This window comes from Burkholderia territorii, assembly GCF_902833055.1.
GTDB classification, from domain to species: Bacteria; Pseudomonadota; Gammaproteobacteria; order Burkholderiales; family Burkholderiaceae; genus Burkholderia; species Burkholderia territorii.
Genome location: NZ_CADFEJ010000007.1, coordinates 135623 through 154233 on the forward strand (window position 1 = coordinate 135623; position 18611 = coordinate 154233).

An 18611-nucleotide genomic window follows, 5' to 3' on the forward strand; every position below is an offset into this window, starting at 1 on the left:
GCTCAGACCGAGAACGACGAGCCACACCCGCAGGTGGTCGTTGCGTTCGGGTTCTTGATCACGAACTGGGCGCCGTTGAGGTCGTCCTTGTAGTCGATCTCGGCGCCGACCAGGTACTGGTAGCTCATCGAGTCGATCAGGAGCTGGACGCCGTTCTTGTTCATCACGGTGTCGTCCTCGTTGACTTCCTCGTCGAACGTGAAGCCATACTGGAAGCCCGAGCAGCCGCCACCCTGCACGAATACGCGCAGCTTCAGGTCGGGATTGCCCTCTTCGTCGATCAGTTGCTTGACCTTGTCGGCCGCGGCGTCGGTGAAGACGAACGGTACCGGCATTTCGGTGGTCGTTGCTGCGGATTCGGTAACAGCGTTCATGCGAACTCTCCAAAAAGCTTTAGCCGCTATTGTAGGGCCGATCAGAAGATCGTGCTGATGTCCATGAAATCAATAGGTTCTTGTTGATTTCAGTAAAGGAGACGGCCCGCGGGACGCCGCCGCGCAGGCATAAAAAAACCGCCAGCGCGAATGCTGGCGGTTTTTCCGGCGGACGCCGCCCGAAAGCGGCGCGGCCATGAAGCGGAATTAACGCTTCGAGAACTGCTTTGCGCGACGTGCCTTGCGCAGACCAACCTTCTTACGCTCGACTTCACGTGCATCGCGCGTGACGAAGCCTGCGTTCGACAGCGACGGCTTCAGCGTCGCATCGTAGTCGATCAGCGCGCGGGTGATGCCGTGGCGCACTGCGCCTGCCTGACCCGTTTCGCCGCCGCCGTTCACGTTCACCTTGATGTCGAACGTCTGGCCGTGGTTCGTGAGTTCCAGCGGTTGACGCACGATCATCAGCGACGTTTCGCGCGAGAAGTAGTCAGCGATGGGCTTGCCGTTGACGATGATGTCGCCCTTGCCAGCCTTGATGAAGACACGTGCGACTGCGCTCTTGCGGCGGCCCGTGCCGTAGTTCCAGTTACCGATCATGTGGGCTCCCCTTAGATCTCGAGCGCCTTCGGCTGTTGAGCCGAGTGCGGATGCGTCGCTTCAGCGTAGACCTTCAGCTTCTTGATCATCGCGTAGCCGAGCGGGCCCTTCGGCAGCATGCCCTTGACCGCCTTCTCGAGCGCGCGGCCCGGGAAGCGTTCCTGCATCTTGCCGAACGTCGTTTCATAGATGCCGCCCGGGTAGCCCGAGTGACGGTAGTACTTCTTGTCCAGAGTCTTGTTGCCCGTGACCTTCAACTTGCTTGCGTTGATGATGATGATGAAATCACCAGTGTCGACGTGCGGGGTGAACTCAGGCTTGTGCTTGCCGCGCAGACGGCGTGCCACTTCGCTGGCAACACGGCCGAGAACCTTATCCGTCGCGTCAATCACGTACCATTCGCGCGTCACCTCATGGGCTTTTGCGGAAAACGTCTTCATGATCGATCCAAAAAAAATGCTTTGCCCGATGTGTTCTTCCTGCTTGTCTGTGTGCGCTTCGAGGCGCGGTGCAGGCTCTCCCTGTTCTTTTTCCGTGGGCATGAATGCGGAAAAGCCCTGAATTATAAAGGAAATACGGGAGCTCGGTCAAAAAGAATCCACGCCCCGTGCCGGCGACGCGTGAAATGGGCCAAAATTCGGTCGTGCCCCGATATCCCGGGCGAACCGAGCGCCCGGGGAGGCACCCATCGACGCGCGGCACCCGACCTTGCCGCGCCCGACCGGCCGACAACGGAAAAACAACAAACGAGCATGATGAAACAACGACTTACGCCCTTTCTCGCGGCCGCATTGCTGGCGGCCGCGACGCCTGCCGTCGCTGCCCGGGCCGGCTGCGAGGCCAAGCTCGACGCACTCGACGCCCGCATTGCCGACGCGCGCGACGCCCATGCCGAGGATCGCGTGGCCCGCCTGCGCGCGGTACGCGAACGCGTCCGCCATTTCTGCGCGCGCGGCCATGGCCACGCATCGGCCGCGCAGGTCCCGCCCACGGCCGCCGGTTCGACCGCCAGGCCAACCGGCGAGGCATCGCAAACGGCCGCACGACAACCCGCGTAGACGACGTCACGGCAACGCGTCACGACAGGCATCGGAACGCGCAAACCGCGCGCCGATGCTTGCATGGGACGAAAAAAAGCCCGAACGGCTGGTTCGGGCTTAATCCACCTTAGGAGGAGGGTGGAGGAGACATGCGGAGGTTGCCGCAGCGCGACAACCAATGAGGCTCATTATACGAATGAGCTGACGGTTTCACAAGAAAATTTGCATTGCGAAATCGATACCCACAATGTGGAACGAAGGGAATGTCACTCACCAAAGATGACTTCTTCATTAAAATCAAATACTTAGAAATCAAAACCGCGGCCTGCAGTCGATCGCACCTAGAGCAAAACCCCTAAAAACAGCAGGGAAATCGACGCACGACGCGCCGCGTGCGGCGGCGCGACGTTGCATGTCGTGCAGCGCATCAGCCGACCGTTGCGCTGCGGGCTACAATGCGTGATCGAATTCGAATCAGGCAACGCTGGAGTGCAAGCATGGAATGCAAAGTAAGCTGGATGGGTCAGGACGGCATGGCGTTTTCCGCCCAGACCGGGAGCGGGCACCTCGTCGCGATGGACGGCGCGCCGGAAGGCGGCGGACACAATCTCGCACCGCGCCCGATGGAAATGGTGCTGGTCGGCACCGGCGGCTGCACCGCGTACGACGTCGTGCTGATCCTGAAGAAGAGCCGCCAGGAAGTCACCGGCTGCTCGGTCACGCTGAAGGCCGAACGCGCGAGCGAGGATCCGAAGGTGTTCACGAAGGTCCACTTCCACTTCACCGTCACGGGCCGCAACCTGAACCCGGCCACGGTCGAGCGCGCGATCAACCTGTCGCACGACAAGTACTGCTCCGCATCGATCATGATCGCGAAGACGGCCGAACTCACGCATTCGTTCGACATCGTCGCGGTCTGACAGCCAGTCAGCCATGCATGAAAAAAAGGGCCGGCGCTCCTCACGGAGCGCCGGCCCTTTCGCATTCGAGCGGCAAAGCAGGCCGATAAGCCGGATTCTGTGCACGCTGCACGCCGAGGCGCACCGCGCGTGGCAGCCATTCCTCTAGGCGCGCCATTGCTGACGCGCTCAAGCTTCCTACCCGCAGACGAGACGGGGGCCCCGTCCTGCATCCGAAAATGCGCGCCTGCCTACTTGGAATTGCTCCGGGTGGAGGTTACCGTGCCGGCGGACGTCGCCGTCGCCGCGGTGCGCTCTTACCGCACCGTTTCACCCTTACCTGATCCCGGCTTGCGCCGGGCCATCGGCGGTTTGCTTTCTGTTGCCCTGTTCCGCGTGTCGCCACGGATGGCCGTTAGCCATCACCCTGCCCTGTGGAGTCCGGACTTTCCTCGCCCCCGCCTGCCCGAAGGCGGCGAGGCCGCGACTGCCTGGCCTGCTTTGCGACGCGCATTCTAGCACTGCGCGCCGCCGCCGGCAGCGCGCGAACGGCGGCCGCTGCGGAAAACCGCCGGATCGTCGTAGAACGCGGGTGCGGCATTCGCGTCGCACCAGCCCGGCACGCCGAGCACCGGGAGCGGCGCGAAATCGCGGCTCGTCAGGTCGCGGGTCGCGAGCTCCGCGGCGATCCGCTCGTCGACATGCGCGGCACGCTGCGCGTCGGGCCACGAGAAATAGTCGTCACTCACTTCGACGATCCACGTGTGCGCGGTGCAGGACTTGTACGGCGCGACGAGCTTCTCGAGCAGCGCATGGCCGACAAGCCGCGCCTCGCAGCGCGTGCCCCACGCGTCGCGCGCCGCCACCAGAAGCTGGTGCCAGCTGAAGCCGCGCAGCGCATCGGCAAGCGCGCGGTCGGCCGTCACGAACAGCGCGGCGTTCTCGTCGAACAGCGTGAGCGCATCGCGCAACGTGCCGCGCACGGGACCGACGCCGCCCGCGGCGTCGATCGCCGCGGCCTGGCGCGCGTTCAGCGCGGCCTTGATGCGCGGATAAGCGAACCACACGAGCGCATTGAAGAAGTCGTGAAGATTGTGGCGGGTCGGGACGCCGCCCGTGTCGGCAATATGCGTTTCGTATGCAACGCCCGGCGGCAGCTCCGCCTGCGGCACGAAGCGCAGCGGCCGGCCCCGGCCGCTCGCCCGCTCACCGCCGCGCAGCGCCCCGTTCAACGCGTCGAGCAACGCGCCCTCGCCCGCGAGCGCCGCCGCCTGCAGCGCACGACCGGGCACCGCGTAGGGCGCGAGCCATGGCGCCGCCCAGTCGATCTGCGCGAATACCGCCGCCCCGCCGCCGGCCGTCGGGCCGGCTCCGCGCGGCGGCGTGCCGGTCACGCGAACTTCCAGCCGATCGTTTCGCCGGCACGCAGCGGCACGACCGGCGTGTCGCCCGCGAACACCTCGAGCGGCAGCTCCCAGGTCTCGCGGCGCAGCGTGATCGACTCGGTGCTGTGCGGCAGCCCGTAGAAATCGGCGCCGAAGCGGCTCGCGAAGTTCTCCAGCTTGTCGAGCGCACCGGCCTGGTCGAACGCTTCCGCATACAGTTCGAGCGCGTGCAGCGCCGTGTAGCAGCCCGCGCAGCCGCACGCGGTTTCCTTCGCGCCGCGCGCGTGCGGCGCGCTGTCGGTGCCGAGGAAGAAGCGCGGGTTGCCCGAGGTCGCGGCTTCGACGAGCGCGACGCGGTGCGTTTCGCGCTTCAGCACCGGCAGGCAGTAGTAATGCGGGCGAATCCCGCCGACGAACAGCGCGTTGCGGCTGTACAGCATGTGCTGCGGCGTGATCGTCGCGCCGAGCAGGCCCGGCGCCGCGTCGGCGTCGCGCACGTAGTCGGCCGCGTCCTTCGTCGTGATGTGCTCGAACACGACCTTCAGGCCCGGGAAATCGCGGCGCAGCGGCGTCATCACGCGGTCGATGAACACCTTTTCGCGATCGAACATGTCGATCGCCGGATCGGTCACCTCGCCGTGCACGAGCAGCGGCATGCCCGTTTCCTGCATGACCTCGAGCGTCCTCGCGCACTTAGCGAGATCGCTGACGCCGTGATCGGAGTTCGTCGTCGCGCCTGCCGGATACAGCTTCACGCCATGCACGAAGCCGCTGTCGCGCGCGCGGCGAATTTCGTCCGGCGCCGTGTTGTCGGTCAGGTACAGCGTCATCAGCGGCTCGAACGCCATGCCCGCCGGCAGCGCGGCCAGGATTCGCTCGCGGTAGGCCTGTGCTTGCGCGGTGGTCGTGACGGGCGGCTTCAGGTTCGGCATGACGATCGCGCGGGCGAACTGGCGTGCCGTGTGCGGCAGCACCGCGGCCAGCATGTCGCCGTCGCGCAGGTGCAGGTGCAGGTCGTCGGGACGGGCGAGCGTGAGCGTCGCCGGAGAGGAAGCGTTCGAGGCAGTCATAGGAGGCGTCGTGAGGAACGGGCTGGCCTTCTGCGGGGCCGGAACGCGCGTGCGCGGGCCGACTGACGGCAAACCGCAACACGAGGCCTTCGGCCGGCGGAATCCGCTTTTTACCGCTCAAGGCTCGGTGATATGCTAGAAGCCACATTGTACCGGGGTTCACCCGGTTGGTTACTCCCAGCTTTCGCCCCCGCCCCCAAGTAAAATGTGCCAACTTCTTGGAATGAACTGCGCCGCGCCGACGGACGTCACATTCTCCTTCACAGGTTTCGCGGCCCGGGGCGGGCTCACCGATCACCATGCCGACGGCTGGGGCATCGCGTTCTTCGAGGACAAGGCCTGCCGCCTCTTCATCGACCAGCAGGCGTCGGCCACGTCGCCGATCGCCGAAATGGTGAAGCGCTACCCGATCAAGTCCAAGAACACGATCGCGCACATCCGCAAGGCCACGCAGGGTCACATCGTGCTCGAGAACAGCCACCCGTTCATGCGCGAGCTGTGGGGGCGGCACTGGATCTTCGCGCATAACGGCGATCTGCAGGACTACGAACCCGATCTCGACGGCAGCGTCTACCACCCGGTCGGCACGACCGACAGCGAGAAGGCGTTCTGCGTGCTGATGCAGGGGCTGCGCGAAGCGTTCCCCGGCGCGCAGCCGCCGTTGCCGGAACTGTTCGAGCGCGTCGGCGAGCTCACGCGCGGCATCACCGATCACGGCGTGTTCAACTTCCTGATGTCGAACGGCCAGGCGCTCTTCGCGCACTGTTCGACGCGGCTGCACTACCTCGTGCGGCGCTGGCCGTTCTCGACCGCCCATCTGGTCGACGAAGACCTGTCGATCGACTTCGCAAAATACACGACACCCGAGGATCGCGTCGCGGTGATCGCCACGCAGCCGTTGACCGACAACGAAATCTGGACGTCGTTCGAACCGGGCGAGCTGATCATGTTCCAGTGCGGCGACGTCGCCGCGCGGATGCAGATTCCGGTGCCCGAGCGCGTGCTCGAGAAGCTGCGCAACCCGGCGCTCGATGCGTCGGCGTCCGCGCCGTGCGGCGGTGTGCGACGCGAGGCGGTCGCGGCCGGCATCGCGGACGACGCCGACGACCAGATCGACTTCTAAGCGCGCCGCGCCGTCGGGCGCCGCCCTTCCCGCTTTCCGCTTGTGCGCGAGCGTCACGCTCCGGCGATTGCCGGCAGCAAGGTCTCGCCGCACGGCGTTTCACGGTTCATTCAGATCGCCATCAAATACACGCGATTATCGCCAGGCAACGCCCGCTTTTATTTTATTAATTTTCGAGCGAAAATAATTCACCGGCAAAAAAAAACAATAAATCCCGTTCGAAAGCGGATAATCCGGAAACCATATTTTAAAGCACGAACCAATCACCGACCGTGCGCTAACCCACCGACCGGACGACTCCGCCCGATCTATACAGAACCCCGCCAAGCCGCGCCCACCAAGGCTTTCAGTTCGATTAACCACAGAATCCAGAAATACCGCCCAATACCGTTACCATCCCCACACATCTTGATTTTTCAAAAATCGAGCACCTCGTCGATCAGTAGACTCACCCCATCTTCGGTGTAACGAATCCCGATTGGCACTCCCCGCAGCCACGGCTGCCGCGCGTCCATTCGAACCCCGCATCACCGTGGAATGCGCATTCGCCGACTACGGCGAATACCACTTCAAAAAAAGAAAGAGGGGCTTGTCGTGAATCACTCATTTCGATCGATATGGAGCGAAGCCGCCGGGTGCTGGATCGCGGTTGCGGAGACGGCCCGGGCGCGCGGCAAGCGTGCGGGCAGCCAATCGGCCGCAAGCCGCCGTGCCGGCCGCACGGCGATCCTCCGCTCGCCGCTGCGCGTCGCCGCGCTCGGTGCCGCGCTGGCCGCGCTGTCGGCCGGCTCGGCGTACGCGTCGACCTGCGGTAACGGCTCGGCGGTCGCAAGCGGCGGCAGTTGCGCGCTCGGCAGCGTCAGCCCGACCGTCAACGACAACCTGGCCGGTGCCACGACCGTGTCGGGCGGCGACACGGTCGGCGTGACGGGTGCATGGACCGGCGCCGCCGGCGACCCCGGCTATACGCTCACGCCGATCGGCAATACCACCATCGTGTCGGGCAACCCGAACCAGCCGCTGCTGTCGCTCGGCGGCAAGACGCAAAGCGTCAGCACGCCCGACACGATCACGGGCACCCATGCGGCGATCGCCACGTACAACTCGTCCGCGTTCGCCGCGTCGACGGCCGGTTCGACCAACGTGCCCGTCTACCATGACGTGAACGGCAACCAGTACGTGAACCTGCGGATCGGCACCGTCGACAACACCGGCGGCACGCTCAACGTATCGATCGGCAATCCCGCGAATGCGCCCGGCGCGCCCGGCAACGCAATCTCGATCGCGCCGAAGCAGACCGACCTCACCTTCGCGGACGGCACCGGCACGGCCAAGAGCGTCGTCAACTGGAATTCGCGCAACCAGGTCTGGCTCGGCACCGGCGACTATCTCGCGAACGGCGGTGCCGTCGGCAATCTCCAGCTCGACGTGCCGGCCTACGCGGGCACCTTCACCGCGTTCGACGGCAGCACGTGGACCGTCACCGACGCCGCGTCGCTCGCCGCGTACAACGACTTCCTGGTGCGCTCCATCCAGAGCGGCGCACTCGGCTCGCAGGCCGCGTACGACACCGCGTTCAGCCAGGCCGTCACGTTTTCGCAGGAAACCTTCCAGTACGCGAACCACGTGTCCGCCGGCGACAAGAACACGCTGCCGATCGATCACCTGTCGGCCATGCACGGCACCGGCGCGAAGGCGACGCTGCAGATCGGCAAGGACGGCCAGATCGACTTCCGCGGCACCGACACGATCGTGTCGAGCTCGGCCGTCCTCGCGGAAAACGGCGCGCACTTCGTCAACGACGGCCGCCTGTCGGGCGACTTCACGCTGGTGCGCCTGCTGAGCGGCGCGAGCGGCGTCAACAACGGCACGATCTCGTCCGGCTACGCGTCCGGCGACAATGTCGACACGAGCAGCAGCGCGCCGCCCGACAACTTCGGCTTCCACGCGTACACCGAGGGCAACGGCGTGTACGCGAGCGGCACGGGCACCTCGTTCGTCAACAATGGCGTGATGAACGTCGGCGCATGGACCCTCGACGGCAACCGCCCGGACCTGCAGAACTACGCGGTGGCCGTGACGAGCGGTGCGAACGCGTCGAACGCCGGCACGATCAACGTCGGCGTCAACGCGACGACGCTCGACAGCCAGGTGATCGGCGGCTTCGCGGCCGGCGGCACGTTCACGAACGCGGCCGGCGGCACGATCTATCTCGGCCGCGCGGCCCAGTACGGGCCGGGAGCGGCGACGAACGACGTCGCGCTGGCCGCGCATTCGTACGGGATCCTGCTCGGTGCATCAGGCACGGCCAGCAACCTCGGCTCGATCGTGATCGGCTCGCAGACGCAAAACGGCGCCGGGATGGCGAGCATCGGCTCGTCGTCCGGCACGCTGCTCAATGCCGGCACGATCGCCGTGAACGGTGCGGCAGCGGGCACGCCGTTCGCCAACGTCGGCATGCTCGCGGCGAACTCGGCCGCGACCGTGACCAACACGGGCACGATCACGCTGAACGGCGTGAACGGCATCGGCCTCATGGTGATCGGCACCGGCGCGACCGCGACGGCCGCGACGTCGACCGGCACGATCAACGTGGCCGGCGGTCTCGATCCGGCGTCGGACACGCGCAACTACGGCGTGTGGGCGGAAGGGCCGCGTGCGAAGGCCACGGTCGACGGCGCGCTCAACCTGACCGGCAACGGCGCGATCGGCGTCCATGCGCGCTCGGGCGCGACGATCAACGTCGGTGCCAACGCCGTGCCCGCCTTCATGTCGGGGACGAACCAGATCGGCTTCTACGCATACGGCGCCGGCTCGACGATCAACGTCGCCGCGCGGCACCTGAGCGTCGACACCGACGATTCGACGCTGTTCCGCATCGCGGGCGGCGCGACCTATACGGGCGCGTCGGCGGCCGGCACGCTGACGACCGACGTGAACGGCCAGCGCGCGCGCGGCGTACTCGCAACGGGTGCCGGCACGACGTTGTCCACCGGCCACGCCACGTACAACGTCAACGGCGCGAACGGCATCGCCGTCGCGGTCGAAGGCGGGGCAACGGGCACGATCGACTCGGGCGCAACCATCGACCTGAATGCGGCCGGCGCGACCGCGGGCACCGTCGACGGCCAGGCGCACGCCCTCACCGGCGCGAACGCGGGGACGCCGGTCGCGACGACGCTGACCAACAACGCGGCGGTCGCATCGTCGACGGCCGGCGTGACGGGCTTCGTCGCGCAAAACCTCGGCACGCTCGAGAACCGCAATACGGTGCTGCTGACCGGCGCCGGCTCGACCGGCGTCGTGGTCGGCACGCTCGGCACGGTGAACAACGCGTCGGCGATTCGCGTATCCAACGGCACCGGCGCGCTCGTGCAGGGCGCGTCGGCAACGCTGGCCAACGCGGGCACGATCGAGGCCGACGACGGCATCGCCGGCGTGCACCTCACGGGCAGCGGCGCGTCGGTTGCCTTGTCGGGCGCGGGCACCGTCGTCGCGAACGGAAGCGCCGACGGCGTGCTGATCGACTCGACCGTGTCGGGCGGCGGCATCGCAGCCGGCGCGACGTCGATCGCCGCGGGCGGCACCGGCAAGGGCATCGACAACCTTGGCACCAGCACGACGATCGTGCTGTCGGGCACGCAGATCGGCACGACCGGCAACGGCGCCGACGGGCTGTCGTCGACGGGCGCCGGCGCACGCATCGCAACCGATGCGGCAACCGCCGTGCGCACTGCCGGCGACAACGCGCGCGGCCTGTTCGTGACGGGTGCGGATTCGACGCTGGCCGCCAACGGCACGACCGTCGCGACGACGGGCGCGGGCGCGCATGCGGTCGTCGCCGGCAGCGGCGCGACCGCGCTGCTGTCGGGCGTGAAGGTTTCGACGGCGGGCGCGGCGGCCGATGGCGTCGTCGCGCAAAACGGCGGGCGCATCGGCGACACGGGTTCGTCGATCGCGAGCGCGGCCGGCAACGGCGCGACGGTCGACGGCGGCGGCGTGCTCGCACTGACCGGCACGACGCTCAAGGGCGCGACGGCCGGCGTGCTGAGCACCGACACGCTCGGGACCGGCGCGACGAGCGCGGTGCTCGTCGACGGCGGCAGCGTCGCGTCCGTCGCCGGGCCGGCGTTCGCCGCGCGCGGCGGCACGGCCGACATCGCGGTGCGCAACGGCACCGTCGTGACGGCCGGCAACGGCACGCTGCTGGATCTCGCGAACGGCAGCACCGCGACCTTCACCGCATCGGCCGTGAATCTCGCCGGCGACATCGTGTCCGACGCGTCGAGCACGGGCAACGTGTTCCTGACGAACGGCACGACCCTCACCGGCAAGATCGACCCGGTCGCGCTGAACGTCGACGCCACGAGCATGTGGCACATGACGGGCAGCTCCGTGCTGAGCAGCCTGAACAACGCGGGTCTGGTCGCATTCGCCGCGCCGTCCGGCGCGCCGACGGCGGCAGGCAGCTACCGGACGCTGACGACCGGCAGTTACGTCGGCAACGGCGGCACGATCGCGCTGAACACTTTCCTCGGCGCCGACGCATCGCCGACCGATCGGCTGATCGTGAACGGCGGCACCGCGACCGGCACGACGGGGCTGAAGATCGCGAACACGGCCGGCACCGGCGCACAGACCACGGGCGACGGGATTCCGGTGGTCGTCACGGCCAACGGCGGCACGACTGCCGCATCGGCATTCCATCTCGCGGGCCCGGTGCAGGCCGGCGCATACGAATACCGGCTCTACCGCGGCGGCCAGAGCGACGCGAACGGCTGGTACCTGCGCTCGCAGCTCGATCCGACGGATCCCGGCGATCCGGTCCATCCGTCGGGCGGCGGCGATGGCGGCGGAAACGGCAACGGTGGCAATCTCGCCTATCGTCCGGGCGTTGCAGGCTATGCGATGACGCCGCTGCTGAACGCGGACTACGGCTTCTCGACGCTCGGCAAGCTGCACGAGCGCGTCGGCGACATCTACAACCTCGAGAAGCAGGCGCCGGGCAACCGCGACGGCGTGTGGGGCCGCATCGGCGGGCAGAGCCTCGATGCGAACGCGGGCCGCTTCGCGGCCGACGAGCGCACGTTCTTCGCGCAATTCGGCAAGGACTGGACGCTCGACCAGGCACCGGCCGGCGGCAGCACGCATGCGGGCGTGACGGCAAGCATCGGCATCGCGAACGCGAGCTTCAGCGACATGGCACGCGCCGGCACGCCGGGACTGTCGACGTCGACAGGCTCGGTCGAGATGCACGCGCAGAGCATCGGCGGCTACTGGACGCGCTATCTGGCCGACGGCACCTACTTCGACAGCGTCGGCCAGGTCACGCACTACGGCAACCGCTATCGCGATGGCTACGGCAACGACGCATCGCAGAACGGCTTCGGCATCGCGCTGTCGCAGGAGGTCGGCAAGCCGTTCGGGATCGGCGGCACGCCGATCGCGGTCGAGCCGCAGGCGCAGCTGATGTATCAGTACCTGAAGCTGAACGGCTTCAACGACAACGTGTCGGCCGTGTCGGGCACGACGAGCAATGCGTTGCGCGGCCGCGTCGGCGTGCGCATCTTCCGGCCGAACCTCGACGCGAACGCGGGCGGCGGCGCCGCGACGCCGTACTTCACGGCCGACGTGCTGCACGACTTCCTGTCGCCGGGGCAGACCGTGGTCGGCGGCACGCCGTTCGCAACGCACCTGGGCCGCACGTGGTACGAGCTCGGCCTTGGCGTGACCGCGGGCTTCGGCAAGTCGGGCGAGTTGTACGCGAACGTGAAATACGCGCGCAACATCGGCGGCGATTACCGGCGCGGCGTCACCGGCCAGGCCGGCTACCGCTACAGCTGGTAACGCGCGGTGCCGGGATCCGTCCGCCGCCAGCCGCGGCCGACGGGCAGCCGGCGACGGGCAACCGGCGAAAAAAAACGCCCGGCGCTCGGCCGGGCGGTTTCGCTTCCCGCGTGCGCGAAGCGCGCGACGCGACATCACTCAGTGCAGGATCTTCGCGAGAAAGTCCTTCGCGCGATCCGACTTCGGATTCGAGAAGAAATCGTCCTTGCGGTCGTCCTCGACGATGGCGCCCTTGTCCATGAAGATCACGCGATGGGCGACCTTCTTCGCGAAGCCCATTTCGTGCGTGACGACCATCATCGTCATCCCTTCCTGCGCGAGCTCCACCATCACGTCGAGCACCTCGTTGATCATCTCCGGATCGAGCGCGGACGTCGGTTCGTCGAACAGCATCGCGATCGGATCCATCGACAGTGCGCGCGCGATCGCGACCCGCTGCTGCTGGCCGCCCGACAGCTGGCCCGGAAACTTGTGCGCATGCGCCTTCAGGCCGACGCGATCGAGCAGCTTCATGCCCTTCTCGGTCGCTTCGTCCTTGCCGCGGCCGAGCACCTTGATCTGCGCGAGCGTGAGGTTCTCGGTGATCGACAGGTGCGGGAACAGCTCGAAGTGCTGGAACACCATCCCGACCTTCGAGCGCAGCTTCGACAGGTTCGTCTTCCTGTCGCCGACCGACTGGCCGTTCACGAGGATCTCGCCCTGCTGGAACGGCTCCAGGCCGTTCACGGTCTTGATCAGCGTGGATTTACCCGAGCCGGACGGACCGCACACGACCACCACCTCGCCTTTCTTGACCTCGGTCGTGCAGTCAGTGAGGACCTGAAACTGGCCGTACCACTTCGAAACGTTCTTGATGGAAATCATCTTGTGACCTTTTTCTGGAGACCCTTGACGACAGCAGACGCCAACGAGCAAATCACGAAATAGCATGCACCCGCGAACAGGACCATCTCGACGGTCGTGCCGTCGCGATCGCCGATGTTGGCGGCCGTGCGGAAGAAGTCCGCGAGACTGATCACGTACACGAGCGACGTGTCCTGGAACAGGACGATCGCCTGCGTGAGCAGCAGCGGCACCATCGCGCGGAACGCCTGCGGCAGGATCACGAGGCGCATGGCCTGCCCGTAGTTCATGCCGAGCGCGAACGCGGCGTTCACCTGCCCGCGCGGCACCGCCTGGATACCGGCGCGGATGATCTCGGAATAATACGCGGCTTCGAACAGCGAGAACGCGACCATCGCCGATGCAAGCCGGATGTCGATCGTCGGCGACAGCCCGAGCACGCCCTGCAGCACCTGCGGCACGATCAGGAAGAACCACAACAGCACCATCACGAGCGGGATCGAGCGAAACACCGTGACGTAGCCCTTCGCGAACCACGCGAGCGGCTTCACGCCGGACAGCCGCATCAGCGCGAGCAACGTGCCCCAGACGATGCCGACGACGATCGCGATCAGCGTGATCTTGAACGTGACGATCGCGCCCGACCACAGCGTCGGTATCGCGCCGGGAATACTACTCCAGTCGAACTGATGCATCACTTGCCTCCGATGTAGCCGGGCAGCCGCGTGCGGCCTTCGATCCAGCGCATGAACGCCATCACGACGAGGTTGATGACCACGTACGCGAGCGTCACCGCGATGAACGACTCGTAGGTCTGCGCGGTGTAGTCGACGAGCTGGCGCGCCTGCGCGGACAGATCGAGCAGGCCGATCGTCGACGCGACCGCCGAGTTCTTGAAGATGTTCAGGAATTCGGACGTGAGCGGCGGCACGATGATCCGGTATGCAACGGGCAGCAGCACGTAGCGGTACGTCTGCCATTGCGTGAAGCCCATCGCGAGGCCGGCCGCGCGCTGGCCCTTCGGCAGCGCGTTGATCCCCGAGCGCACCTGTTCGCACACGCGCGCGCCGGTGAACAGGCCGAGACAGACGATCGACGCGGTGAAGAACTGCGTGCCGGGCGGTAACTGCTTGATCCAGGTGCCGATCGACGCGGGCAGCAGTTCGGGCACGACGAGGTACCAGATGAAGAACTGCACGATCAGCGGAATGTTCCGGAAGATCGACACGTACACGGTGCCGATCGCGGACAGCCATTTGTTCGGCACCGTGCGCAGCACGCCGAACAGCGAGCCGACGATCAGCGCGATGACCCAGGCGACGAGCGACACTTCGATCGTCACCCAGAAGCCGGACATCAGCCATCCGAAATAAGTCGTCGGCTCGCCGGTCGAGACGGGGCTCAGGAAGATGCCCCAGTTCCAGTGGTAAGACATGGGCAAGACTCCAGCAAAAAGAAACGGAAGAAGCGTGGCCTCTTCCGTTTCAGTAGCGTCATTTCTGCTTCAACGGCCGCTTGGTCAGTCGAGCGCCTTGTCGTTCGGGTTCGCGTACAGCTTCTTCATCGAATCGGACAGCGGGAAGTTCAGGTTGAGGCCCTTCGGCGGGATCGGGTTCTCGAACCACTTCGCGTAGATCTTCGCGGCTTCGCCCGACTTCTCGACTTGCGAGATCGCATCGTCGACGACCTTCTTGAAGTCGGCGTCGCCCTTGCGCATCATGCAGCCGTATGCCTCTTCCGACTGCGGCGTGCCGACGATCACCCACTCGCCCGGCTGCTTCGCCTTCGCGCGCTCGCCCGCGAGCAGCGCGTCGTCCATCATGAACGCGACCGCGCGGCCCGATTCCAGCGTGTTGAACGAGTCGCCGTGGTCCTTCGCGCTGATGATGTTCATGCCGAGCTGCTTGTCGTTGTTCATCTTGCGCAGCAGGCGCTCGGACGTCGTGCCGGCCGTGGTCACGACCGTCTTGCCCTTCAGGTCGCCGAAGTCCTTCACGCCGGAATCCTTCTTCGTCATCAGGCGCGTGCCGATCACGAAGATCGTGTCGGAGAACGCGGCCTGCTGCTGACGCTCGACGTTGTTGGTCGTCGAGCCGCACTCGATGTCGACCGTGCCGTTCTGCACGAGCGGGATGCGGTTCTGCGACGTCACCGGGATGTTCTTCACCTGCAGGTTCGGCAGGTTCAGCTTCTTCTTCACCGCGTCCACGATCTTCATCTGGAATTCGCGCGAATAACCGACGACCTGCTGGTTCTGGTCATAGTAGGAGAACGGAATCGACGATTCGCGGTGGCCCAGCGCGATCACGCCCGTGTCCTTGATCTTCTTCAGCGTGCCGGTCTCCTGTGCATGCGCGCCGCTCGCGAACGCGCAAAGCGCCGCGACCATCAGGACTGCCTTCTGGTATTTCATTTTGGTCATCTCCTTGGCTAAAACCCGCGCCAGTGTATCAAAGTAATATTTTTGAAAGTACTGGTTGTTTACCGCACTACGAATCGTCGTGTACGAAGCCGTCCTCCCGGCTTCGGGCGCCCTCTCGCGGCGCCTGAATGCACACGCGGGCGATGCCGGATTCGGCACCGCCCGCGAGGGTTCATGCATGCAATCGGGTGGATTGCGTCATGCTTTCGTCATAGTCGGCCGATCGAATCGGCAACGACCGATCAGGGATACAGGCCGCGCATTTCGCGCGCCATCAGGATGCGCTTGCACGCAACGATGAACGCCGCCGTACGCACCGACACCTTGTGCTCTTCCGCGACCGCCCACACGCCGGCGAACGCTTCGCGCATCACGCGCTCGAGACGGTGGTTGATCTCGTCTTCCGTCCAGAAGAAGCTCGAGAAGTCCTGCACCCACTCGAAGTACGACACGGTCACGCCGCCCGCGTTCGCGATCACGTCGGGGATCACGAGCACGCCGTTCGCGCTCAGGATGTCGTCGGCCGCCGTCGTCGTCGGGCCGTTCGCGCCTTCGACGATGATCTTCGTGCGGATCTTCGACGCGTTCTTCTCGGTGATCTGGTTTTCCAGTGCCGCCGGGATCAGGATGTCGGTCTCGACCGTCCAGAACTCGTCGTTCGGCATCGGTTCCGCGCCCTCGAAGTCCGCGACGCCGCCCGTGCGTGCGACGTGGTCGAGCAGCTTGTTCGCGTCGAGGCCGGCCGGCTGGTAGATCGTGCCCGTGTGATCCTGCACCGCGATCACCTTCGAGCCCGCTTCCTGGAACAGCTTCGCCGCGATGCCGCCGACGTTGCCGAAGCCCTGCACGGCGATGCGCGCGCCTTCGATTTCCAGGCCCTTCTTCTTCGCCGCTTCGCAGCCGACGACGAACACGCCGCGACCCGTCGCTTCCTTGCGGCCCAGCGAACCGCCGAGCGAGATCGGCTTGCCGGTCACGACGCCGGTCGACGTCTGGCCCTGGTTCATCGAGAACGTGTCCATCATCCACGCCATCACCTGTTCGTTGGTGTTGACGTCCGGTGCCGGAATGTCGGTGTTCGGGCCAATGATGATGCCGATTTCGCTGGTGTAGCGACGCGTCACGCGCTCGAGCTCACCGCGCGACAGCTTGCGCGGGTCGACGCGGATGCCGCCCTTCGCACCGCCGTACGGCACGTTCACGGCCGCGTTCTTCACCGACATCCATGCCGACAGCGCCATCACTTCCGACAGCGTCACGTCCTGGTGGTAGCGCACACCGCCCTTGCCCGGACCGCGCGACACGTTGTGCTGCACGCGATAGCCTTCGAAGTGCGCGACGGTGCCGTTGTCGAGCTCGATGGGCACGTCGACGACCAGGATGCGCTTCGGACGCTTCAGCGTTTCCAGCCAGCGCGACAGCGAACCGAGGTACGGTGCGACGCGATCGACCTGCTGAAGGTAGTTGCCCCACGGGCCGAGATCGTCGGCATGAAGGTAGGACGGGATGGACTGCAGTTGCGAAGACATGGACGCTCCAACGTTCAACGGATTGCGCACATTGTCGAAAAACCCGTTTTTTTTATCCAATGCCGTTTGCTTATTCGATTATGCGTTTCTTGCATGATCGTGATTTTTCGCAAATCCGCGGTCGATTTGCGCAAGAACGCGCGCGATCGGGCGCGCATCGGTTCGGCGAAGGATCGCCGGGCAAATGCGCGGAACGCCCGCCGGACGGCCGTCCGACAGGGGGGGCAAGCGCGTTGTCGGCCGCTCGCGCGGCCGGCCGGGTTAACCGCCGACGGTTAACCGGCGGTTTCGCGCAGCTCGTCGCGCACGACTTCCCACAGCGCGCGCACGAGCTTCTGATGCGGATCGTCGCCTTGCAGCGCGAGCTTGTCGCAATACAGGCGGATCTCCATCGTCAGCGTGAACGGGTGCGTGCCGCCGCGCGCGGACCGGTCGAGCCGGATCAGGCGGCCGCTCGCCACCGCGTCCTCGACGGCGCTGTGCGGCAGGAACGCGACGCCGTGGCCCGCGAGCGCCATCGCCTTCAGCCCTTCGGCCATGTCGGTCTCGTACACGCGATCGAGGAACAGCGACGTCGGCGCGTTCGCGATGATGACTTCGGTCATCCGGCCGAGATACGCGTTCGGCGTATACGACAGATACGGCACGCGCGCATCGGCCGTGCCCGGCAGCGTGTAGCGCGGCCGGCCCGCGCGGCCCGGCGCCGAAAATGCGCTGATCGGCTCGCTGCCGAGCACGAGCATGTCGTAGCGGGCCGGATCGAGCGCGACCGGGTGGCTCGGGTGGTGATAGCCCATCACGAGATCGCAGCCGCCCTCGACGAGCGACAGCACGGCGTCGTGCACGTTCAGCGCGCGCAGCCGCGTGTGGACCTGTCCCATCTTCGCCTCGATCCGCTGCAGCCAGCGCGGAAAATACGTGAGCGACAGCGTGTGCGGCACCGCGAATTCGATGGTCGGCACCGGCGCACCGACGTGGCCGCGCAGCAGCGTGCGCGCCTCGTGCGCTTGCGACAGCATCGTCAGCGCCTGCTCGTAGAAGATCTGCCCGGCCTGCGTAAGCCGCGTCGGATAGACCGAACGATCGATCAGCTCGGTCGCGAGCCATGCCTCGAGCGCCTGGATGCGCCGCGAGAACGCGGGCTGCGACACGTGCCGCAATTCGGCGGAGCGGCTGAAGCTGCGCGTTTCAGCGAGCGAGACGAAGTCTTCGAGCCATTTCAGTTCCATGCGGGCGGGCGCGGCGGGCGGCGGTCGGGAGGAAGCCAGCATTCTACCGGGCGGCGGGCGGCCGGGCGGCCGGGCGGCGGCGGGCCGTCCGGGTCGCCTCCGGTAACCCGGGCGGCGTGCACCGGCACCGGAACCGCACCAGCCCGCGCCCGCGCCTGCCCGCAGGCCGCTTGCGCGCGCCCGGGCGCCGCATGCCGTGCGGATCGTCCACGGCGGCGGCAGTCGCGCCGGTTCGGCCGGGATCGCCCCG

15 protein-coding genes and 1 other RNA gene are annotated in these 18611 nt (G+C 66.3%); 4 read left to right on the forward strand and 12 right to left on the reverse strand.

All coding sequences use genetic code 11. From position 1 onward, the window contains the following. Nucleotides 1–2: 2 nt before the first annotated feature. The 3 genes from erpA to rplM form a co-directional block, all read right to left on the reverse strand. Nucleotides 3–374 (reverse strand): iron-sulfur cluster insertion protein ErpA, encoded by a 372-nt coding sequence (gene erpA / locus HW466_RS15595; protein WP_059451991.1) that lies wholly within the window; start codon nt 372–374, stop codon nt 3–5. A 207-nt stretch (nt 375–581) separates the two neighbouring features. Then, complete coding sequence (gene rpsI / locus HW466_RS15600) at nt 582–974, reverse strand: 30S ribosomal protein S9 (protein WP_011883283.1); 393 nt, start codon at nt 972–974, stop codon at nt 582–584. Nucleotides 975–985: 11 nt separating this feature from the next. After that, nucleotides 986–1414, reverse strand: a complete 429-nt coding sequence (gene rplM, locus HW466_RS15605; protein ID WP_009687896.1) for a 50S ribosomal protein L13 — start codon at nt 1412–1414, stop codon at nt 986–988. 312 nt (nt 1415–1726) lie between these two features. Between rplM and HW466_RS15610 the strand changes: the two genes are divergently transcribed. Beyond that, nucleotides 1727–2032, forward strand: a complete 306-nt coding sequence (locus tag HW466_RS15610; RefSeq protein WP_059451990.1) for a DUF1090 family protein — start codon at nt 1727–1729, stop codon at nt 2030–2032. 437 nt (nt 2033–2469) lie between these two features. Next, nucleotides 2470–2934 carry an OsmC family protein gene (locus tag HW466_RS15615; protein ID WP_081053242.1) on the forward strand — a complete coding sequence of 155 codons (465 nt, stop codon included), beginning with the start codon at nt 2470–2472 and terminating at the stop codon, nt 2932–2934. Nucleotides 2935–3004: 70 nt separating this feature from the next. On the opposite strand, the gene rnpB is transcribed toward HW466_RS15615, so the two are convergent. The 3 genes from rnpB to pyrC all read right to left on the reverse strand — a co-directional run bounded on the left by rnpB (nt 3005) and on the right by pyrC (nt 5368). After that, an RNA gene (rnpB, locus tag HW466_RS15620) (RNase P RNA component class A) lies at nt 3005–3416 on the reverse strand. 12 nt (nt 3417–3428) lie between these two features. After that, nucleotides 3429–4307 (reverse strand): DUF3025 domain-containing protein, encoded by an 879-nt coding sequence (locus HW466_RS15625; protein WP_059506929.1) that lies wholly within the window; start codon nt 4305–4307, stop codon nt 3429–3431. Then, nucleotides 4304–5368 (reverse strand): dihydroorotase, encoded by a 1065-nt coding sequence (pyrC, locus tag HW466_RS15630; protein WP_059870115.1) that lies wholly within the window; start codon nt 5366–5368, stop codon nt 4304–4306. Before pyrC ends, HW466_RS15625 begins: the two co-directional genes overlap by 4 nt. 205 nt (nt 5369–5573) lie before the next feature. Between pyrC and HW466_RS15635 the strand changes: the two genes are divergently transcribed. Together HW466_RS15635 and HW466_RS15640 are read left to right on the forward strand one after the other, a co-directional pair. Next, nucleotides 5574–6491, forward strand: a complete 918-nt coding sequence (locus tag HW466_RS15635; RefSeq protein WP_151006624.1) for a class II glutamine amidotransferase — start codon at nt 5574–5576, stop codon at nt 6489–6491. A gap of 594 nt (nt 6492–7085) precedes the next feature. Further along, nucleotides 7086–12338: an autotransporter outer membrane beta-barrel domain-containing protein gene (locus tag HW466_RS15640; protein ID WP_174905560.1), complete on the forward strand. Its 5253-nt coding sequence runs from the start codon at nt 7086–7088 to the stop codon at nt 12336–12338. A 138-nt stretch (nt 12339–12476) separates the two neighbouring features. On the opposite strand, the gene HW466_RS15645 is transcribed toward HW466_RS15640, so the two are convergent. From HW466_RS15645 to HW466_RS15670, 6 genes are all read right to left on the reverse strand, one after another. Continuing rightward, a complete protein-coding gene (locus HW466_RS15645) occupies nt 12477–13202 on the reverse strand; it encodes an amino acid ABC transporter ATP-binding protein (RefSeq protein WP_059451984.1) in 726 nt (241 codons plus the stop codon). After that, on the reverse strand, nt 13199–13876 hold the full coding sequence (gene gltK, locus HW466_RS15650) for a glutamate/aspartate ABC transporter permease GltK (RefSeq protein WP_059451983.1): 678 nt from the start codon (nt 13874–13876) through the stop codon (nt 13199–13201). Before gltK ends, HW466_RS15645 begins: the two co-directional genes overlap by 4 nt. Continuing rightward, the gene (locus HW466_RS15655) at nt 13876–14616 is read right to left on the reverse strand and encodes an amino acid ABC transporter permease (RefSeq protein ID WP_060346719.1); all 741 of its coding nucleotides are present in this window, start codon (nt 14614–14616) and stop codon (nt 13876–13878) included. The genes gltK and HW466_RS15655 overlap by 1 nt, the downstream gene beginning before the upstream one ends. An 84-nt stretch (nt 14617–14700) precedes the next feature. Continuing rightward, a complete protein-coding gene (locus tag HW466_RS15660; protein WP_059507003.1) occupies nt 14701–15594 on the reverse strand; it encodes a glutamate/aspartate ABC transporter substrate-binding protein in 894 nt (297 codons plus the stop codon). A 251-nt stretch (nt 15595–15845) separates the two neighbouring features. Further along, complete coding sequence (locus HW466_RS15665) at nt 15846–17132, reverse strand: Glu/Leu/Phe/Val family dehydrogenase (RefSeq protein ID WP_151005660.1); 1287 nt, start codon at nt 17130–17132, stop codon at nt 15846–15848. A gap of 275 nt (nt 17133–17407) precedes the next feature. Then, entirely contained in the window at nt 17408–18361 is a 954-nt protein-coding gene (locus HW466_RS15670; RefSeq protein WP_059451978.1) for a LysR substrate-binding domain-containing protein, read from the reverse strand. Nucleotides 18362–18611 lie beyond the last annotated feature (250 nt).

Coding starts and splice junctions, on each gene's coding strand:
- erpA (WP_059451991.1), bottom strand. CDS start 374: ATGAACGCTGTTACCGAATCCGCAGCAACGACCACCGAAATGCCGGTA.
- pyrC (WP_059870115.1), bottom strand. CDS start 5,368: ATGACTGCCTCGAACGCTTCCTCTCCGGCGACGCTCACGCTCGCCCGT.
- HW466_RS15645 (WP_059451984.1), bottom strand. CDS start 13,202: ATGATTTCCATCAAGAACGTTTCGAAGTGGTACGGCCAGTTTCAGGTC.
- HW466_RS15655 (WP_060346719.1), bottom strand. CDS start 14,616: ATGTCTTACCACTGGAACTGGGGCATCTTCCTGAGCCCCGTCTCGACC.
- HW466_RS15615 (WP_081053242.1), top strand. CDS start 2,470: ATGCGTGATCGAATTCGAATCAGGCAACGCTGGAGTGCAAGCATGGAA.
- rplM (WP_009687896.1), bottom strand. CDS start 1,414: ATGAAGACGTTTTCCGCAAAAGCCCATGAGGTGACGCGCGAATGGTAC.
- HW466_RS15660 (WP_059507003.1), bottom strand. CDS start 15,594: ATGAAATACCAGAAGGCAGTCCTGATGGTCGCGGCGCTTTGCGCGTTC.
- HW466_RS15610 (WP_059451990.1), top strand. CDS start 1,727: ATGATGAAACAACGACTTACGCCCTTTCTCGCGGCCGCATTGCTGGCG.
- HW466_RS15635 (WP_151006624.1), top strand. CDS start 5,574: ATGTGCCAACTTCTTGGAATGAACTGCGCCGCGCCGACGGACGTCACA.
- rpsI (WP_011883283.1), bottom strand. CDS start 974: ATGATCGGTAACTGGAACTACGGCACGGGCCGCCGCAAGAGCGCAGTC.
- HW466_RS15670 (WP_059451978.1), bottom strand. CDS start 18,361: ATGGAACTGAAATGGCTCGAAGACTTCGTCTCGCTCGCTGAAACGCGC.
- gltK (WP_059451983.1), bottom strand. CDS start 13,876: ATGCATCAGTTCGACTGGAGTAGTATTCCCGGCGCGATACCGACGCTG.
- HW466_RS15665 (WP_151005660.1), bottom strand. CDS start 17,132: ATGTCTTCGCAACTGCAGTCCATCCCGTCCTACCTTCATGCCGACGAT.